Here is a 16518-nt window from a genome sequence, read left to right as displayed (position 1 = left end):
AGTAACCTAGGAAGTTAAATCATGACTGTTCCCGTAATTGCTGTTTTTCGTGTAAAGCCCGGCACTGAAACTACGGTTGAAAAACTGTTTCGTTCGGTCATTGATACTACGCTTGCTGAAGAAGGCTGCATCCGTTATCAGCTCAATCTTGATACGGAGGATGCGTGTCGTTTTATCTGGACGGAAGAGTGGCAAAGCCAGGCCTTACTCGATCGCCATCTGAATGCGCCGCATATTCAGGCGCTGTTTTCTGAGCTTCCGCAATATATTGAGTCGTCAGAAATCATCGCACTGAAACCGCTGGCCGGGGGCGCAGCATGAAGCTTTATGTTTACGACCATTGTCCCTTCTGCACACGGGTTCGTATGGCGTTTGCCCTGAAGAATAAGCCTGTGACGCTTTCCGTTATTATGGAAGGAGATGCGGATACGCCTGTCCGTCTGGTGGGCAAAAAAGTGGTACCCATTCTGGAAAAAGAGGACGGATCGCATATGACAGAAAGTCTGGACATTGTGCGCTATGTTGACGGAACCGGTACACCAGCATTTTCGGGTCAGGTCACACCCGAATTAGAGGCATGGATAAACGATGCCTGGCCTGTTGCTCTTAAGTTGTTCATTCCGCGTTTCACGCAGGGGGATTTCCCCGAGCTGTCCACGCCCAAAGCCCGTGAGGCTTATCGCCAGCGCGAGGAGAAAGCCTTTGGTGACCTGACCGTTTTAACAGCCCGGACGTCCGTCCTCATTGATGAAATGCTGCCTAAACTGCATGCTCTGGTACCGCTGTTACAGCTTCGTCAGCAAACTGATATCAACGATATCGTTCTGTGGCCGCTGCTGCGCTGCTTGTCCATCGTAAAAGCACTTTCTTTTCCCCCTGCTGTTCGAGACTACGCCGTCAGGCTGGAAACCCGGACGGTGATCCCTTTGCTGTTTAACCAGGCGTTTTAGGGGAGAATGAAATGCCAGAACAGGCGCGTTCCGCACGTTTCATACCGGCTGAAATCGCTAAACGGCTGCCCGAATATTCAGACACCATGCTGGCTGACGAGTATCTCACTGACAGACCTGAAGCGAGCTGTCGTGTTTTTCGTGCTTATCATGGCGTAAAGCCGCATTTTCACCAGCAGTGCGATGAGTACCTTTATGTACTTTCCGGACGGGGCACATTCTGGATGGAAGATCCCAGTGATGAGGCTGAATTTGGTCCGGGTCACCTGCTTTTTTTGAGCGTAACGTTGTACACGCGCTGCCAACGCTACTGGAAGAACCTGTTATCTTCCTGTCGTTAGACAGCCCGCGTCGTAGCCCTGAAGATATTACGTTCGTTGATCCTGATGATGGCAATGCAGGGACGTTCATGGCCAGAAATAATAAGCCGGCATAGTTTGTTTCAGAGACATCTGCTTTTGACGCTAAGCTGGTCATAGCGGGCTGTGAGTCCGCTATGAGCGAAAAGCGGACGTAGTGGCATATCCGTTAAGGCGGCTATGCTGCAAACTAACTACTCAGCCTCACCATTTGACAAACAACAAGGCTTACGCAGTTAACCGGGTACATCCAGCGTTTTCGTGCGAGGCAACCCACCTTCTCTTTTATATCTTATAAAACAAAAAGTAAGCAAAACAGAGTACATAAAAGTGAATAACTGTTAATTTTCTGGCAAGACTGTGCTCAACACCAGTTGATGTGATGAAGATATCAGGTATTCATTCAACACAGAGTGGGTCGTGCCCTCCTAAAGAGAATAAAATTTATTTTGCTTGACATTTTGTGCGCCTAATTTAATGGAAAGGCGATATGCGGTCTCTTTCATTAACTTGCCAATACCGCTGTCACGCATCGACAGTATCAGACGTGAAGAGGGTCCCGTTAAAGCCAACGCCGCGAGAAGTGTATCCCGCTCGCCAAAAACCGGCAGCGAGAACGCAGCGATATGTGGATCGCGCATGCCGGAAGTGAAAAGTGGCAAATCGGGCATAGAGTCAAACAGGGGTTCATTTAATCCCCAATAGCGAAGCACTTGTCCGATCGCGGAATTATCCAGCGGCAGCAATGTACCAGGCAAACGCGTTTCACGTAGTCCTTCGGACGGCTCAGCTCTAAGCAGGCAAAGCCTTTGGCCTTTTTCAATGACATACCATGTAGCGCTCTCGCCCGTTGCGGTGGCCAGGGCGTGAAGTTCAGGTTGAACGATACTGGCCAGATGAAAGGACTGTTCATAAAGCTTACCCAGATAGAGAAGTCTCGGGCCAAGCGTGTAAACGCCACTGTCGCGTCTGATCACATAGTTCATGCGTTCCAGTGAATTCATCAGACGATAAACCGTGGTTTTATGATAACCGGACAGTTGAGCGAGAGCGGTAAGCGTCAGAGATTCTTCGCCAGGTTTAAAGCAATCCAGTAACGCCAGCGCTTTTTCTACGGCAATTACGCCTTCATTTCCCATTCGTATCTTCTCCTGTTTTCAACGGTAGAGAGTTTACCGTGCAAATTGTGATTTACATCTTATTTACATCATAAATGAAGGCTTAACTGTAGCGAGAACTAAATTAACATCGCTATAGTAGTTTTATATTGTACAACGTAGTTGTATACAGTAAAACAAAGTGAGGACTTTTTATGCCAAATGCAGACAATACTTTCATCAAACGTGACATCACTCGTGTTTCGCCAGAGTTGGTAAAACAGGCTGCAGAATTTCAAGCCGCGATTCTGGCTGATGTTGCTGGACGCCGTGGCACACTACACGGTCGCGTTAAGCCTCTCTCCACCTCAATGAAAGTTGCAGGTCCCGCCATAACAGTTGAAGTCCGCCCCGGTGATAATCTGGCTATTCACGCAGCACTGGCTATCGCTCAGCCTGGCGACGTCATTGTTGTGGATGGTAAAGGTGACATCAGTTGTGCCCTGATTGGTGAAATCATGTCCACGCAGGCCGAAGCCTCCGGTATTGCCGGCATTATCATTGATGGCGCTGTCCGCGATGCTGATGCGCTGAGTGAAAATTCATTTCCGGTCTTCTCGGCAGGTCTGAATCCTTGCGGCCCGACAAAATCTGTTGCCGGCCGTGTTAATTATCCGACCTCTGTAGCAGGGGCAGCTATAGAGCCCGGCGATCTCATTATTGGTGATGTCGATGGTGTGGTGGTTTTACCCCGTGAAGCAGTACCTGCCCTGCTTGACCTGGCACAGAAAAAGTTGGATGCCGAAACCAAACGTATTGCGGCCATTCGTGAGGGTGATACTCGTGCGCCCTGGCTGGAAAATGCCTTGCGTGCTGCCGGTATGCTCACTGAAGGGGAGAGCCTGTAATGACTGTATCTCAACCTGTAATTCTGGTAACAGGCAGTGACTTAGCACAAGAGGCTCTGGATTTGCTCACAAACTTTGAAATTATCTATGCAGGCAGGCAGCCCAGTGAAGATGATTTATGCCTGCTGTGTGAAAAGCACGATCCAGTCGCCATTATCGTCCGCTACGGCAAAATCACTGCCCGTATCATGGATGCTGCCCCGCATCTGCGGGTTATCTCCAAGCACGGCAGCGGCATCGACGTTATTGATCAAAAAGCGGCGGCTGAACGTCATATCAGCGTACAGTCTGCTCCCGGTGCTAACGCTGCAGCGGTTGCCGAACACGCCTGGACAATGATTCTGGCCTGCGCAAAATCTGTGCTTCCTCTGGACCGGCGTATGCGTCAGGGACACTGGGATAAGTCAACGCATAAGTCAGTAGAACTGGAAGGCAGAACGCTGGGGTTAATTGGACTTGGTGCCATCGGCGCTCGTGTCGCCCGTATTGGCAATGCGTTCGGAATGAATGTCATTGCTTACGATCCTTTTGCCAAAACCTTTCCTGATGGATGTCACTCCTCTTCTCTGGACGCGTTGCTGCAAAATGCGGATGTTATTTCCCTGCATTGTCCGCTGACCGAAGATACGCGCAAAATGATCAACAGTGACACGCTGGCCTTGTGCAAAAAAGGCGCGATATTAGTCAATACCGCACGAGGTGGTCTGATCGAAGATGATGACCTGCTGCGTTCGCTTGATAATGGCACTATCAGTTGGGCAGCCCTTGACAGTTTCACCATTGAGCCTTTAACGGCGCCGCACGTCTGGCAGTATGTCGATAACGTTATTCTTTCACCTCACATTGGCGGAGTCAGCGATACCTCGTTTGTTAAAATGGGAACGGCTGCGGCCAGTAATGTACTGAAAGTGCTGGCTGAACCACTGAAAAATGAAGGTGTTCTGCCATGATTTTTCTGAACCAGCCAGAAATACGCGCAACCACACTTTTTACACGTCTTCCTGATGCGTTTCGCCAGCCGGACCAAAATAATGCGTGGGCACAGGCCAACCGGGGCGGCCAACTTGTCGACTCGTTTCTGGAAGGGCCAGTATGGCATCCATCGGGATGTCTTTACCTGACGGACATCCCTTATGGCCGCATTTTCAAAGTCGATATGCAAGGCAACTGGGAGCTGATCGTTCAATACGACGGTGAGCCGAACGGCATGAAATTGATTTCAGCGAATACGCTGCTAATCACGGATTACCGTCACGGTTTAATGAAGTTGTCGCTGGATGACCGCACCGTCAGCCCGTGGCTGGCGCGGCGAAACAGTGAAAGCTTTCGCGGCATCAATGATCTGACACCAGACAGCCAGGGAAACATTTACTTCACCGATCAGGGGCAAACGGGGCTGCACGATCCGACCGGCCGCGTGTACCGTTTGTCTCCGGACGGAAAACTGGATTTGCTGCTCGATAACTGCCCCAGTCCTAATGGACTGGTGTTATCGCCGGATGAGAAAACCCTCTATGTCGCAATGACGCGCGGTAATTCAGTCTGGCGCTGTCCGTTACAGCCAGATGGTTCAGTCAGTAAAGTCGGTCAGTTTTTCACTTCGTATGGTCCCAGTGGTCCTGACGGGCTAGCCATAAATGCAGATGGCGAACTTCTGATTGCTAATCCGGGGATTGGACGAGTCTGGTATTTGAATGATTTGGCTGAACCGGTTGAAATCCTTACCAGCCCGCTTGGTCGATCGACCACTAACCTCTGCTACGGCGGTGATGACCTGCGCCAGTTGTACATCATCGAATCCGTTTCAGGTTCTGTTCTGACCTGCTCAATGGCAACGCCTGGCAAACCTGTTCCTGTCCCGTCATTCGTTCCCACCAAATAAAAGTTTTGCCTGAAAACGCACAGGAGATCGTTATGGCCCTGCTTACTTCCACTGAACATAATGCGACATCATCTCCAGGGTCGCTTGGCGAACCTGGTACCTTGAATGAGCAAGATTTTAAGCTCAGTGAAGCCGCTGCTAAAAAAGCCTTCAAACGGATATTGCCGTTTATTTTTTCTTTGCTATGTCGTCAGTTATCTGGACAGAACGAACGTGAGCTTTGCCGCGTTGGGAATGAACAGTGATTTAGGGATAACCGCAGAACAGTTTGGTTTTGGTGCCGGGATGTTCTTTATTGGCTATTTCCTGTTTGAAATTCCCAGCAATCTGATTATGCAAAAAGTCGGCGCGCGCGTCTGGATAGCGCGCATCATGATCTCATGGGGCCTGATTTCCATGGCCACGGCATTTGTTACCGGCCCGGTCAGTTTTGCTATAGCGCGTTTCTTTCTCGGCGTTGCTGAAGCGGGTTTTACGCCGGGCATCTATCTGTTTTTTACTTACTGGTTTCCGGGAACGTGGCGAGCCAAAATCACTGCCGCCTTTTTAGTGGGGATACCCGTCGCAAACATCATTGGCGCGCCGGTTTCAGGTGCATTGATGCAAATCACGCATCATGAGCATATTCGTAACTGGCAGTGGTTGCTGTTGATTGAAGGGGCACCGGCTATAATTTTAGGCATCATGTGTTTGTTTTTTTAAGTGATAAGCCTGCAAAAGCGAAATGGCTTGATGATAATGAAAAAACAGTGCTTACCCGACGCCTTGAATCTGAACAGAAAAAAATCGCAGCCTCACATGGTTCAAGCCTGAAGGATGCCCTGAAGAATCCGCTGTTGTATCTGCTGGCATTCATCAATTTTTGTGGGATCGTTGGATCAATAGGGGTTGGCCTGTGGATGCCTCAGATCATTAAACAACTCGGGGTCAGCCATACTCAGACAGGCCTTCTGACAGCCGTGCCTTATCTGTGCGGTGCGCTGTGTATGCTTTTGTGGGCACAGCGCGCCAATCGTGCACAAAACCGGATTATCTGGATTTGCGGTGCTCTGTTGATCGCTTCGGTTGCGCTTGCCGCCAGTGCGTTGGTGGATGATCCTGTTCTGAAAATGATTGCCCTTTGTTTTACCGTAAGTGGCATACTCTCTTTTCAGGCCTCATTCTGGGCGTTGCCTTCGGGTTTTCTGACAGGCAGTGCAGCCGCTGGTGGGCTGGCGATGATTGTCTCTATTGGTAATCTGGGCGGTTTCTTTGGTCCTTCACTGATCGGCTATATCAAGCAGATGACTGACGGTTTCATGTGGCCATTGCTGGCTGTTTCTGCTGTCCTGCTGGTGGGGTCGCTTGCTATCGCTTTTGTTAAAGATCCTTACCGTCACATCTGATAAATCCAAGTCAGTATAACCCGGTTGTACTCACATGCTTTCCATCGGCCTTCCTGATCTCAATTGACTCATGCGTTTTCAAGTCTGGGGCACGACGTGTTCGCTGCCCAACTCATGATGAGCTGAGGGAAGGGCTACCGCTCCGGATACGGCCCGTGCCAGGAGTAAACCTCAGCAAAACTGTAAATGGCGTTGCTGAAATCCCGCCACAATAAATCTTCATCCCGCTGCGAAAGTATTGTCAGAAAATCTGCTCATAATGCCGCAGCACAGCAAAATTACCTGACTATTGCCGGAAGTGAATAGCATAAGTAAAAGGTGTTAGGTGAGAGGTAAGGATAAAAGAATTACACATGAAAAGTGGGACGCTGCAGGCACTTGTGTAAGTGCCTGCAGGCTGCTCATTTATTTGCTAACCGAAGAAGCGGTGTTTTCAACTTCAATGTTCAATTCTTTTTTACGGCCCATGACCAGAACGGCGATACCCCCGATACTACATAATATAGCCAGTGGTACCATGGCCAGCGTATGGCTTCCTGTAGCCTGGTTAATGATCCCGTAAACGTTCACCATTAATCCGCCGCCAATCAGGTTAGCCACCGCACCGATAGCTGCCAGGCCCGCCGCTGCGGTAGTTGAAGACATCCATCCTGAAGCCAGCGCCCAAAATGGCCCTTTCATTGAGTAGGCGCCCACCAGAACGAGTGACAGAATGATCACGCTGCTGGCCAAGGAATTGGAGATAAAGGCAGACAACAGACCACCTGCAATCAAAAACAGCGTCAGCGCGGTGTGCCAGCGGCGTTCACCCGTGCGGTCAGAACTGCGGCCCCATACAATCATCAGTACTGACGCCAGGCCGTAAGGGATAGCATTAACCAGACCCGTCGTAAAATTATCCAGTCCGTAAGATTTTAACAACTGAGGTGACCAGACGCTCAACGTTGAGCCTGCTGCTGAAGCACCTGCATAAATCAGTGCCATGACCCAGATATGCTTGTGACGCAGTAACTGCCATAAAGAAATATGACCAATGGCCTTTTTCTTGCCGTTCTCGGCTTCAAGCGTAGCGTTGAGCCAGTCTTTTTGCTCATTATTTAGCCAGCTTGCATTGTTGGGGCGATTACTCAACATAAAAAAGGCTGCAATGCCCAAAAGCACAGCAGGAATACCTTCCAGAATAAATAACCAGTGCCAGCCCCTCATGCCATGCCAGCCATCCAGCGACAATATTGCTCCTGAAATCGGGGAGCCGATGAAGTTTGCCGCCGGGATAGCCACCATAAAGGTTGCAATTACCCGTGCGCGGTATTTGCCTGGAATCCAGTAAGTCAGATAAAGGATAACGCCAGGAAAGAAGCCCGCCTCCGCCGCGCCCAGTAAAAAGCGCAATACATAGAGCGTATTGGCACTTTCCACAAATGCTGTACATACAGAGATAACCCCCAGGAAACCATGATGCGGGATATCCAGATTTTGGCACCAATTTTCTGCATAGCGAGATTACTTGGCACCTCAAACAGAAAATATCCCACGAAGAAAAGGCTGCTCGCCAGGCCAAAAACGGCTTTGGAAAGGCCCAGATCTTCATTCATTTGCAGAGATGCCATGCCGATGTTACCGCGGTCAATAATGGCAATCAGATAGCAAACAATCAGGAATGGCAGAATGCGCCAGACGACTTTCTTGACGGTCTGCTGCTCTATATCGGCGGAAAAAGTCTTGTTTTGCATTTCCTCAGACATGATGTTCCTCACATATTTGTCATGGCTTTACGCGGAAAACGTAAAAAACGCCTTGTTTGTTTTACTGTGTAAAACCATGATGTACACAGTAAAATCATTATCATGGTAAACTCGGTTTCATGCCTGAAGTTGTAATCAGGATGTGTCTTTTGTCACAGAAAGGTATCGACTAGTTTTCATTTATGTGATGGCCGGAGGGTTTCTTAAGCCCTACAAACCTTACTTCTTAGTGATAAGAGATAACGCCACCAGGCAGCAGGCGCGATCGGAAGCCCTTGCTAAGCAGCATGGCCGGCAACCGCTTAATTAAATCTGCAACTTTAAACAAGACGGAGTGATGCAATGCAGACTCAAGAAAAGATCGGTGAATATCTGCAGCTTCTGGGTATCCAGCGACTGCAATCTATTATTCATAATCCCGATTACGCTAGTTTGTTTGAAGCCGAGACGCAGGCAGGTTTGAGTGGCTATGAACGAGCGCAGGTGACCTCATCAGGGGCAACGGCCGTTGACACAGGCATGTTTACCGGGCGTTCACCGAAAGACAAATATTTCGTTTATGACGAAGTGACAGAAAAGACATTATGGTGGAATGATAATCAGCGTAATAAAAATGATAACAAACCCATTACTCCTGAAATCTGGCATCATTTGAAATCCTTGGTTGTACAACAGTTATCCGATAAAACGCTATACGTGGTCGACGCCTGGTGTGGTGCCAATAAGGAATCAAGAATTGGTGTAAGGTTTATCACCGAAGTTGCCTGGCAAGCGCACTTCGTCACTAATATGTTTATTCAACCCAGCGAAGAAGAACGCGCTGGTTTTAAGCCTGACTTTACTGTCCTTAACGGATCAAAATGCACGAATCCTGCCTGGCAGAGTCAGGGCCTCAATTCTGAAAACTTTGTGGCTTTCAACTTAACCGAAAATACCCAGCTTATTGGCGGCACATGGTACGGCGGTGAGATGAAGAAAGGTTTGTTTTCAGTCATGAACTATCTTATGCCTCGTCGCGGTATTGCCTCTATGCACTGCTCAGCTAATGTGGGCAACAAAAACGATGTCGCGCTCTTTTTGGTCTGTCCGGTACAGGAAAAACAACCCTTTCAACCGATCCTAAACGTAAACTTATCGGTGATGATGAGCACGGATGGGATGATGAGGGTGTGTTTAATTATGAAGGCGGATGTTATGCAAAAACCATTCATCTGAGCGAGAAAAACGAACCTGAAATTTATCAGGCCATACGACGTGACGCTTTATTAGAAAACGTTGTTATTCGGGCTGACGGCAATGTCGATTATGATGATGCGAGCAAAACAGAAAACACCCGTGTTTCCTATCCGCTCACTCACATCAAAAATATTGTCAGCCCTCCTTCCCGTGCTGGCCACGCGCGTAAAATTATCTTTCTGACTGCAGATGCTTTTGGCGTATTACCGCCTGTCAGCAGGCTCACAGAAGCGCAGATGCAATATCATTTTCTGTCAGGTTTTACAGCCAAACTTGCAGGTACTGAGCGCGGTGTAACCCAACCACAACCTACTTTCTCTGCCTGTTTTGGTGCCGCTTTTCTGACCCTTCATCCTACTCATTACGCAGATATTTTGCTGAAAAGAGTTAGAAATGCGGGTGCCGAAGCCTGGCTGGTGAATACCGGCTGGAACGGACGTAATGAAAGAATGTCTCTTGCGAATACGCGCTGCATCATTAATGCAATTTTAAATGATGATCTGGTAGATACCTCGGTCAACATCCTTCCTGTATTTAATCTTGCCGTTCCTGCTCATATAGAAGGCGTGCCAGAGGAAGTCTTGGATCCACGTACTTCATGGGAATGCGCTGAGCAATGGCAGGCTAAAGCTGAAGAGCTTGGCGCGATGTTCAAAGCAAACTTTGCGCGTTTCTCTGACACAGAGACAGGACATAAATTACAGTTAGCTGGGCCTGTTATTCCCTGATTACGAATGAATACGCCGCCCTGCCTCGCGCGGCGTATTCAAGTAAACGTGCCTCAAATGAATATCATTTTAGATGAAATTCCAGGATTTTTATGAAAAAAGATAATCAGAACCAAGCTATTGCTCATTTTGCATGGTGCGCGCTAATCGCACTGCATATCGCCAGAAAAGAAGGGGAGATTGACCACCCGCACTCAGAACACTTTTTTCTTCTGGAGTGGCTTGGAAAAGCACTTAAACAGCACACTTTTAACAAATGTACGGAAGCTGAAATAAGATGGTTACTTAATCAGGCACTGATGTTTGGCGAACAGTTTGATCTGCTCAGTAAGCTCAATTTATTATGGAATACCAGCAGTGGCGCGATAAAGGATGAATCAGATTTGATTCATCTGACCCAGGCGGTTGATAAAATCAAAACGGCAAGCTGGGATTATGGATTATTAACTGCTGATGAATGGAATTTGAATATCCGATCCAGAGCGGAATATCACAAAAACGCGCTGCTCTTATTAAGAAGCAGCCTGGATAAAGCATTTGATCAGACAGGAAAACAAACAGAAGCAATAATGGCTATTGCTTCTGGTCAGATAAAACGCTTAAAAGATATTTTGGAAGCATTCGGCTGGACTTACGTAAAAGTTGATAACACCAATATCATTAAAATCTCAGCTCAGGTGCAACAAACTATGTCATTTTCAAATCATCTACTTAAAAAATGGGCTGTGTCATGTTAAAAATTCTGCTATTGGGTGACTCAGTAAAATTAACGACATTATTTTTCCATCAGGACACGGCCTGCGAACCGGTAATTTCCACCAGTGAGCCAAAGAGGTAAGGGGCTTCATCCGAGGCGAGAAAGGCTATCAGGACTGCGGTTTTTCAGGCTCTCTGATACGGCCAAACTGCACCAGCGCATTGAGATCCTCCAGTGTTTGCCCGCTACGCGCCAGGTTGTTTTCTGGCACGGGGTATGCGATTCGCCGGGACACACGGCGTTAACACGTACAATTTGTGATGCGTAGTGGCAGCGACGGCCGTTTTTGAAGTGTTATAGGCAATATGCCCGGGTGCCGGATGCAGCCCCCATTGCGAAGCCGTGTTGACAATTGCTCCTTCTCCTTGGGCGATCATATGAGGCAGAACGGCCCGGCACATATGAAAAATTGCATCAAGGTTTACGGTAAAAGTGATATGCCAGTCCTCTTCGCTGAGATCTATGAACGGGCCACGACGATTGATGCCGGCATTATAACCAGCACGTCCAAATAAATGTTCGCCTTCAGCTGTGATCTCCTCAACAAAGGCGAAAATAGCCCGCGCCTTAGCTAAATCAACAACGAGCCATTTTGCCTGACCACCTTGTTCGCAAACTGAATCCGCCAGTGCGGCAGCCTGCGCAGCATTAGTATCGACAACCCAAACTTACGCATCTTCTTCAGCAAACCGGAAATATATTGCATCACTAATGCCACCAGCACCGCCTGTCACAATGACGCTTATTCCTTTGAAGCGGCTCATTATTTATGTTTAAAAGAGGAAAATATCAGGAGATATAACCGTTCTGATCTGAACATAATTGCGGTTTTTTCTGATGAAAAGCAGCACAGGCAAGCGAAAAGCTTTATATTAGTATGTCGATTTTTTCGTGATGCTTTTGTAATACATTGCATATACAGGTCAGAAAAGCTTACCCGAAAGAAGAATGTGTGTCTATGGATTGCGTTATTCGCCGCATCAATATAGTACGCTTACTTTTTTGCTTTCAGACGTCAGCGTTTATTTCATCTTTCACTACGGTAAATGAAAGCCAGCATTATGCTGATCTTTTTAAGATAACAGGAAAAGAAGCAGAAAGTTTAAACAGTAAAAACTAAAATTTTGTAATCATGAATAATCTCTTTGCAGAGAAACTGTCTGATAAGGATATTGATTACGTGACTCCGTTGAAAAAGGCACGGCCGGAATAGTCGTGCCTCGCTTTTATTTCATTATAACAGGGCCATGTGCAGTGATTACTGTAGTTTCACGCCTTTTGTTTCCGGTGCCAACCAGACCACAATCATCGCGGCGATAAAGGCTACAACAGTAGTAGCCAGCCCTGCGGTAAACCCACCCATACTGGCAACGAAGCCAATCAGTAGCGGGGCGATGAAACCGCCTAAACGACCACCATTATAGGCGAGTCCCATTAAAAAACCGCGTGACTGAGTGTCGCCAATAATCTCGGCGAGAAAGGGTCCGGAGCCGGCAAAAATACCGTTTACGCCAAAGCCTGCCATAAAGATTGCTACCATCAGAATCAGCGGCTGGGTTGTCGCGAGATACATTCCAACCGCAACAGCACCGATAAACAGATAAAGCAGAAACATGGGCCTGCGCCCCCATTTATCTGCCATAAGTGAGAAAACCAGGAAGCCGGCAATCGCACCGGTTTGCAGTGCCAATACAAACTTCAAGCTGTGAAGAAAATCAAGGTGTTTAACCTCCCGGAGATAAGTTGGGGTCCAGGTAAAGACTCCCCAGAACAGGTACTGGATGAAAAAGATAAAGATAAACGCCAGCAGCAGCCCCTTGAGATTGGTTTTGCCTGATCCTGCCGTCCTGATACGGTTGTGAGCACGTTCTTGTCGGCGCGCCAGCCACACTGGCGATTCAGGCGTGATATAAGCAATTATCATCATGATAAAAACCGGCAGCGCACCAATCATGAAGAGATATCGCCAGCCACCGTTTTCCAGTCCACCCGTCATTGCCGTTACTAACGCCGTAAGGACTATAGCCAAAATTGCGCCAACCGGTAATCCCATTTGCATCAGCGCGCCACCGCGCGCGCGCCGCTCCGGGCGCCAGGTTTCTGCGATAAGTGCCGCCCCTGACGTCCACATGCCGCCCATGCCCAGTGCACCACAGAACCGCAGAACCGCAAAGGTCTGCTGATCGTGAGTAAAAGCCAGCAATCCGGAGAAAAGTGAATAGATGGCAATGCAGAGAAGCGCCGTTCTGACCCGCCCAATTTTGTCAGCGACCAGCCCGAACAGAATGCCGCCAATAATCTGCCCGCCAGCGGTAGTACTTATAAACACGGCAAGTTCGGTTTTGCTGATGTCAAAGACCACGCCAAGTACAGGTAATAAAAGAGAGAGTAAAAATGAGTCATAGCTTTCAAATGTCCATCCCAGCCCCCTAGTGCAAGGGTTCTTTTTTCTGCCGTGGTATAAGAGAGCGTAGCGTTGACCGCATCCTGATCCAGTGGGTGAGCCTCATGCAGTCTTGATTTTATATTCATCGGTGTTCTCCAGAGAGGATAAGCGGTAGCGTGCAGCCGCGGTACGCCAGAAAAGGTGTTCTCGTTCCGCTGAAGAAGCGTTTTCAGCTAGCCGTTTGCAGGCATTCCAGAAGACTCCATAGCTGAACATCCCTTTGTCGACGGGGAAGTTGCTGGCAAACATACAGCGCCCGGACCCGAACTGCTCGACAAGGGTTTCAAACAGCGGCCGCCAGGCTCGGGAAAGTGTCAAGGAATCCGGTGGTGTTGCGGCCTGTGCGAAGGAATAGCCCATAACTGTCATGCCAAAACCGCTGATTTTGATGCTCACGTTTGGCAACTCTGCCAGAGCTGTAATGGATTTTTTCCATTCCTGAAAGACGTCATCCCTTTTGCCGGCATAAGGCCCGGTTCCAATCGGCCCTCCGCAGTGGTCCACGATGATATGAAGATCGGGTAGCGCCCGCGCCAGCTCAGCAATTTCATTTAGTTGGGTGTGGTAAACCCATACATCCAGCGAAAGCCCGGCCTGGCAAGGCAAGCTGCACCGCGTCGAAATGCGAAACTGGTAGCGAGACCGGCGGGGGAGTCACGGGACTTGAAACTACGCGTGGATCGTCGTGCCAGGCAAGCGGATTACGCATACCCCGTAGTCGGCCTCCTGAACGCTGCATCATGAGTTCAATGACCGGCAGTAGATCATCCCCTGCCAGCAGGCTGGCACCACCAACTATAGCTTCGCAACCCAATGCCTGGCCGTAATGACCACTATCAAACATAGCGGCGACGCCGCTGGCGAACTCTATCTCTCCGACGGGCCTAAGCGCTTCTGGTCCGTTACGGCGAAGCATTGAACGGCACTGAATATAAACTGAAGACAGTACCCGGTGCCCGGACAGTTGTATATCGCGGCTAAATTCAGGTGCCAGATAAACTCCTGACTGGCGATCCCACAAATGATGATGCGCATCTACTATCGGCAGTTCGGGCATCAAGGCTTTTTCATGATGCAGTTCGAGCCAGTGTTCTCTGACAGATAAATGCGGTGCATTTACAATCTCCATTGCTTCCCCCTGAAGCGCGTCTGCTTACAATGAAAGCTTTGAAATCTCAAAGCGCGGACCAAAGATAGACCTGATAAAATGCCAGTTGTTTTACCTTGTAAAACTACGTTTTACACAGTAAATTGACTATAGAATCACCGCACAACCTTTAGCCAATAAAAAGGGAATGTTAATGATGTAAATAAGAAGTTAATCACAAATCCCCCTGTATCACTTCAAAAGTGAATTTACAGGGCAAAAAGATCTGTTTTCATGTTAAAGAGGCTGAATAATTCATTAACACCATTACATTTGCAAAATTCAATAAAACTATCCTGCACCTTTTATGGGGGCAACCGCATCAAATAAATCAACTTTATCAGCGAGACTGGGTGTATCACGGGGCATCATAATCATAAGTGAAGAAAAGTGGCTCGCTGCATTCTATGCAAATGATAAGTAGTCATAACGTATTATGTTCAGGGTTCTTCAAAGCTCAGAGATGCCATCAATCCACACCTGATGTCATGACTTAAGGCAGGTATATCAATGGTTCAGAACCTTCCGCCAAATACACGATCGAATCGTGGCTGGATGATGGGCATCATTATGAAGTGAATCGCCACGGATAATCTAGACACTTCCGAGCCGTTGATAATACTGGTTTTCATATTCTGTCGGTGACATCCAATCGCTCGAACCATGCCGACGCTTACTGTTATAAAATATTTCGATGTAATCAAAAATATCGCTGCGGGCTTCTTCCCGCGTTCCGTAGTTCTTTCTCTTTATCCGCTCGCGTTTCAGTAACTGGAAAAAGCTTTCTGCAACCGCGTTATCGTGACAGTTACCGCGACGGCTCATACTCCCCTCCAGGCCGTGTGATTTCAGGAACGACTGCCACTCATGGCTTGTGTACTGACTGCCCTGGTGCGAGTGAACCAGCACCTGTCTTTGGGGATTACGCCGCCATACAGCCATCAGCAGTGCGTTCAGGACAATATCCTTTGTCATCCGGGATTGCATTGACCAGCCGATAACCTTAAGTGAGAACAGGTCAACAACCACGGCCAGATACAGCCACCCTTCGTGGGTCCTGATGTAGGTTATATCCGTTACCCAACGCTCATCCGGAGCATTCGGATTGAACTGTCGCTGGAGCCTGTTGGGCGACACAATACTGGCCTCGCCTTTACGTGCCCGCGGACTCCGGTACCCGACCTGAGCCTTTATCCCGACACGCTTCATCAGTCGCCAGACTCTGTTCACTCCGCACTGTTGCCCGCTGTCCCGCAGGTGCAGATGGATCTTGCGATAGCCATAAACACAACCGGACTCCAGCCAGAACTGTTTAATCTGTCCCGTCAGTCTCAGATCTGCCTGGTGGCGCTGAGAATGCGGCTGCTGAAGCCAGGCGTAAAAGCCACTGGGATGAACATCCAGCACCCGGCAGAGCAGACGAACAGGCCAGCAACGGGTGTTGTCACGGATAAAGGCGTACCTCAGTCGGACAGCTTTGCGAAGTACGCCGCGGCTTTTTTTAATATGTCCCGTTCGTCAGTAACCCGCTTCAGCTCCTTCTGGAGTCGGCGGATCTCGGCATGAGCATCTGACTGTTCTTTATTAGTCGATGAGTCTGGACCCTACTTCTTTATCCAGGCGTAAAGGCTGTGGGTGGTGATATCGAGACGTGTTGCAACGCTGGAAACAGAATGACCGCGATTAACAACCTGTTTGACTGCTTCAATTTTAAACTCTTCGGGGTAACGCTTACCGCTCATAGGCACCTCTCCTCAAATCATCTCAAATGACTCCGGGGTGTCTGTTAAACCCGTTGCGATTCATGGCGGACATTTATGTATACCCTGTTTAAAAGTCTAACGCTTGAGCAAAGCAGTGACCTTGCGAGCTTAGCGC

Annotated in this window: 15 protein-coding genes and 4 pseudogenes; 11 read left to right on the top strand and 8 right to left on the bottom strand. The window is 48.6% G+C overall.

Going from position 1 to position 16518, the window contains the following annotated elements; translation table 11 throughout:
* The first annotated feature begins 21 nt into the window (after positions 1 to 21).
* Genes O3W44_RS21125 through O3W44_RS21115 form a run of 3 tightly spaced genes read left to right on the top strand, consistent with a single transcriptional unit; the run spans position 22 to position 1291 of the window.
* A complete protein-coding gene (locus O3W44_RS21125) occupies positions 22 to 321 on the top strand; it encodes a putative quinol monooxygenase (RefSeq protein ID WP_269294707.1) in 300 nt (99 codons plus the stop codon).
* Positions 318 to 950 (top strand): glutaredoxin 2, encoded by a 633-nt coding sequence (grxB, locus tag O3W44_RS21120; protein ID WP_269294706.1) that lies wholly within the window; start codon positions 318 to 320, stop codon positions 948 to 950. The genes O3W44_RS21125 and grxB overlap by 4 nt, the downstream gene beginning before the upstream one ends.
* An 11-nt stretch (positions 951 to 961) precedes the next feature.
* Positions 962 to 1291, top strand: coding sequence for a cupin domain-containing protein (locus O3W44_RS21115; protein WP_269294705.1), 330 nt, complete (start codon positions 962 to 964; stop codon positions 1289 to 1291).
* A 446-nt stretch (positions 1292 to 1737) separates the two neighbouring features.
* On the opposite strand, the gene O3W44_RS21110 is transcribed toward O3W44_RS21115, so the two are convergent.
* Positions 1738 to 2448: an IclR family transcriptional regulator gene (locus tag O3W44_RS21110; RefSeq protein ID WP_269294704.1), complete on the bottom strand. Its 711-nt coding sequence runs from the start codon at positions 2446 to 2448 to the stop codon at positions 1738 to 1740.
* A gap of 173 nt (positions 2449 to 2621) precedes the next feature.
* On the opposite strand from O3W44_RS21110, the gene O3W44_RS21105 reads away from it, so the two are divergent.
* Genes O3W44_RS21105 through O3W44_RS21080 form a run of 6 tightly spaced genes read left to right on the top strand, consistent with a single transcriptional unit; the run spans position 2622 to position 6581 of the window.
* On the top strand, positions 2622 to 3314 hold the full coding sequence (locus O3W44_RS21105) for an RraA family protein (protein WP_269294703.1): 693 nt from the start codon (positions 2622 to 2624) through the stop codon (positions 3312 to 3314).
* Entirely contained in the window at positions 3314 to 4264 is a 951-nt protein-coding gene (locus tag O3W44_RS21100; protein WP_269294702.1) for a hydroxyacid dehydrogenase, read from the top strand. The genes O3W44_RS21105 and O3W44_RS21100 overlap by 1 nt, the downstream gene beginning before the upstream one ends.
* The gene (locus O3W44_RS21095; RefSeq protein WP_269294701.1) at positions 4261 to 5196 is read left to right on the top strand and encodes an SMP-30/gluconolactonase/LRE family protein; all 936 of its coding nucleotides are present in this window, start codon (positions 4261 to 4263) and stop codon (positions 5194 to 5196) included. Before O3W44_RS21100 ends, O3W44_RS21095 begins: the two co-directional genes overlap by 4 nt.
* Before the next feature lie 32 nt (positions 5197 to 5228).
* Positions 5229 to 5441 carry a hypothetical protein gene (locus O3W44_RS21090; RefSeq protein WP_269294700.1) on the top strand — a complete coding sequence of 71 codons (213 nt, stop codon included), beginning with the start codon at positions 5229 to 5231 and terminating at the stop codon, positions 5439 to 5441.
* Positions 5410 to 5898, top strand: coding sequence for an MFS transporter (locus tag O3W44_RS21085; protein WP_269294699.1), 489 nt, complete (start codon positions 5410 to 5412; stop codon positions 5896 to 5898). Before O3W44_RS21090 ends, O3W44_RS21085 begins: the two co-directional genes overlap by 32 nt.
* On the top strand, positions 5883 to 6581 hold the full coding sequence (locus O3W44_RS21080) for an MFS transporter (RefSeq protein WP_269294698.1): 699 nt from the start codon (positions 5883 to 5885) through the stop codon (positions 6579 to 6581). Before O3W44_RS21085 ends, O3W44_RS21080 begins: the two co-directional genes overlap by 16 nt.
* 405 nt (positions 6582 to 6986) lie before the next feature.
* Here O3W44_RS21080 and O3W44_RS21075 read toward each other — a convergent pair.
* Positions 6987 to 8326 (bottom strand): annotated as a pseudogene (locus O3W44_RS21075) (MFS transporter).
* A 342-nt stretch (positions 8327 to 8668) separates the two neighbouring features.
* Here O3W44_RS21075 and pckA point away from each other — a divergent pair.
* Together pckA and O3W44_RS21065 are read left to right on the top strand one after the other, a co-directional pair.
* Positions 8669 to 10290: pseudogene (pckA, locus tag O3W44_RS21070) on the top strand (phosphoenolpyruvate carboxykinase (ATP)).
* A gap of 92 nt (positions 10291 to 10382) precedes the next feature.
* Complete coding sequence (locus tag O3W44_RS21065; RefSeq protein WP_269294697.1) at positions 10383 to 11027, top strand: DUF2913 family protein; 645 nt, start codon at positions 10383 to 10385, stop codon at positions 11025 to 11027.
* A 205-nt stretch (positions 11028 to 11232) separates the two neighbouring features.
* Here the strand turns inward: O3W44_RS21065 and O3W44_RS25105 are convergent, their stop codons facing one another.
* The 6 genes and pseudogenes from O3W44_RS25105 to O3W44_RS21040 form a co-directional block, all read right to left on the bottom strand.
* Positions 11233 to 11676 carry an SDR family NAD(P)-dependent oxidoreductase gene (locus O3W44_RS25105; RefSeq protein WP_442954686.1) on the bottom strand — a complete coding sequence of 148 codons (444 nt, stop codon included), beginning with the start codon at positions 11674 to 11676 and terminating at the stop codon, positions 11233 to 11235.
* A complete protein-coding gene (locus tag O3W44_RS21060) occupies positions 11619 to 11765 on the bottom strand; it encodes a hypothetical protein (protein WP_269294696.1) in 147 nt (48 codons plus the stop codon). The genes O3W44_RS25105 and O3W44_RS21060 overlap by 58 nt, the downstream gene beginning before the upstream one ends.
* Positions 11766 to 12305: 540 nt before the next feature.
* Positions 12306 to 13579: pseudogene (locus O3W44_RS21055) on the bottom strand (MFS transporter).
* Complete coding sequence (locus tag O3W44_RS21050) at positions 13554 to 14099, bottom strand: amidohydrolase family protein (RefSeq protein WP_269294695.1); 546 nt, start codon at positions 14097 to 14099, stop codon at positions 13554 to 13556. Before O3W44_RS21050 ends, O3W44_RS21055 begins: the two are co-directional and overlap by 26 nt.
* Positions 14041 to 14622 (bottom strand): hypothetical protein, encoded by a 582-nt coding sequence (locus O3W44_RS21045; protein WP_269294694.1) that lies wholly within the window; start codon positions 14620 to 14622, stop codon positions 14041 to 14043. Before O3W44_RS21045 ends, O3W44_RS21050 begins: the two co-directional genes overlap by 59 nt.
* Before the next feature lie 612 nt (positions 14623 to 15234).
* A pseudogene (locus tag O3W44_RS21040) lies at positions 15235 to 16382 on the bottom strand (IS3 family transposase).
* Between the last annotated feature and the right edge of the window lie 136 nt (positions 16383 to 16518).

The organism is Pantoea sp. LMR881, from assembly GCF_027157825.1.
GTDB classification, from domain to species: Bacteria; Pseudomonadota; Gammaproteobacteria; order Enterobacterales; family Enterobacteriaceae; genus Pantoea; species Pantoea haifensis.
The sequence above is the reverse complement of the archived record's forward strand: the minus strand, read 5'-3'. Positions and strand labels throughout refer to the sequence as shown.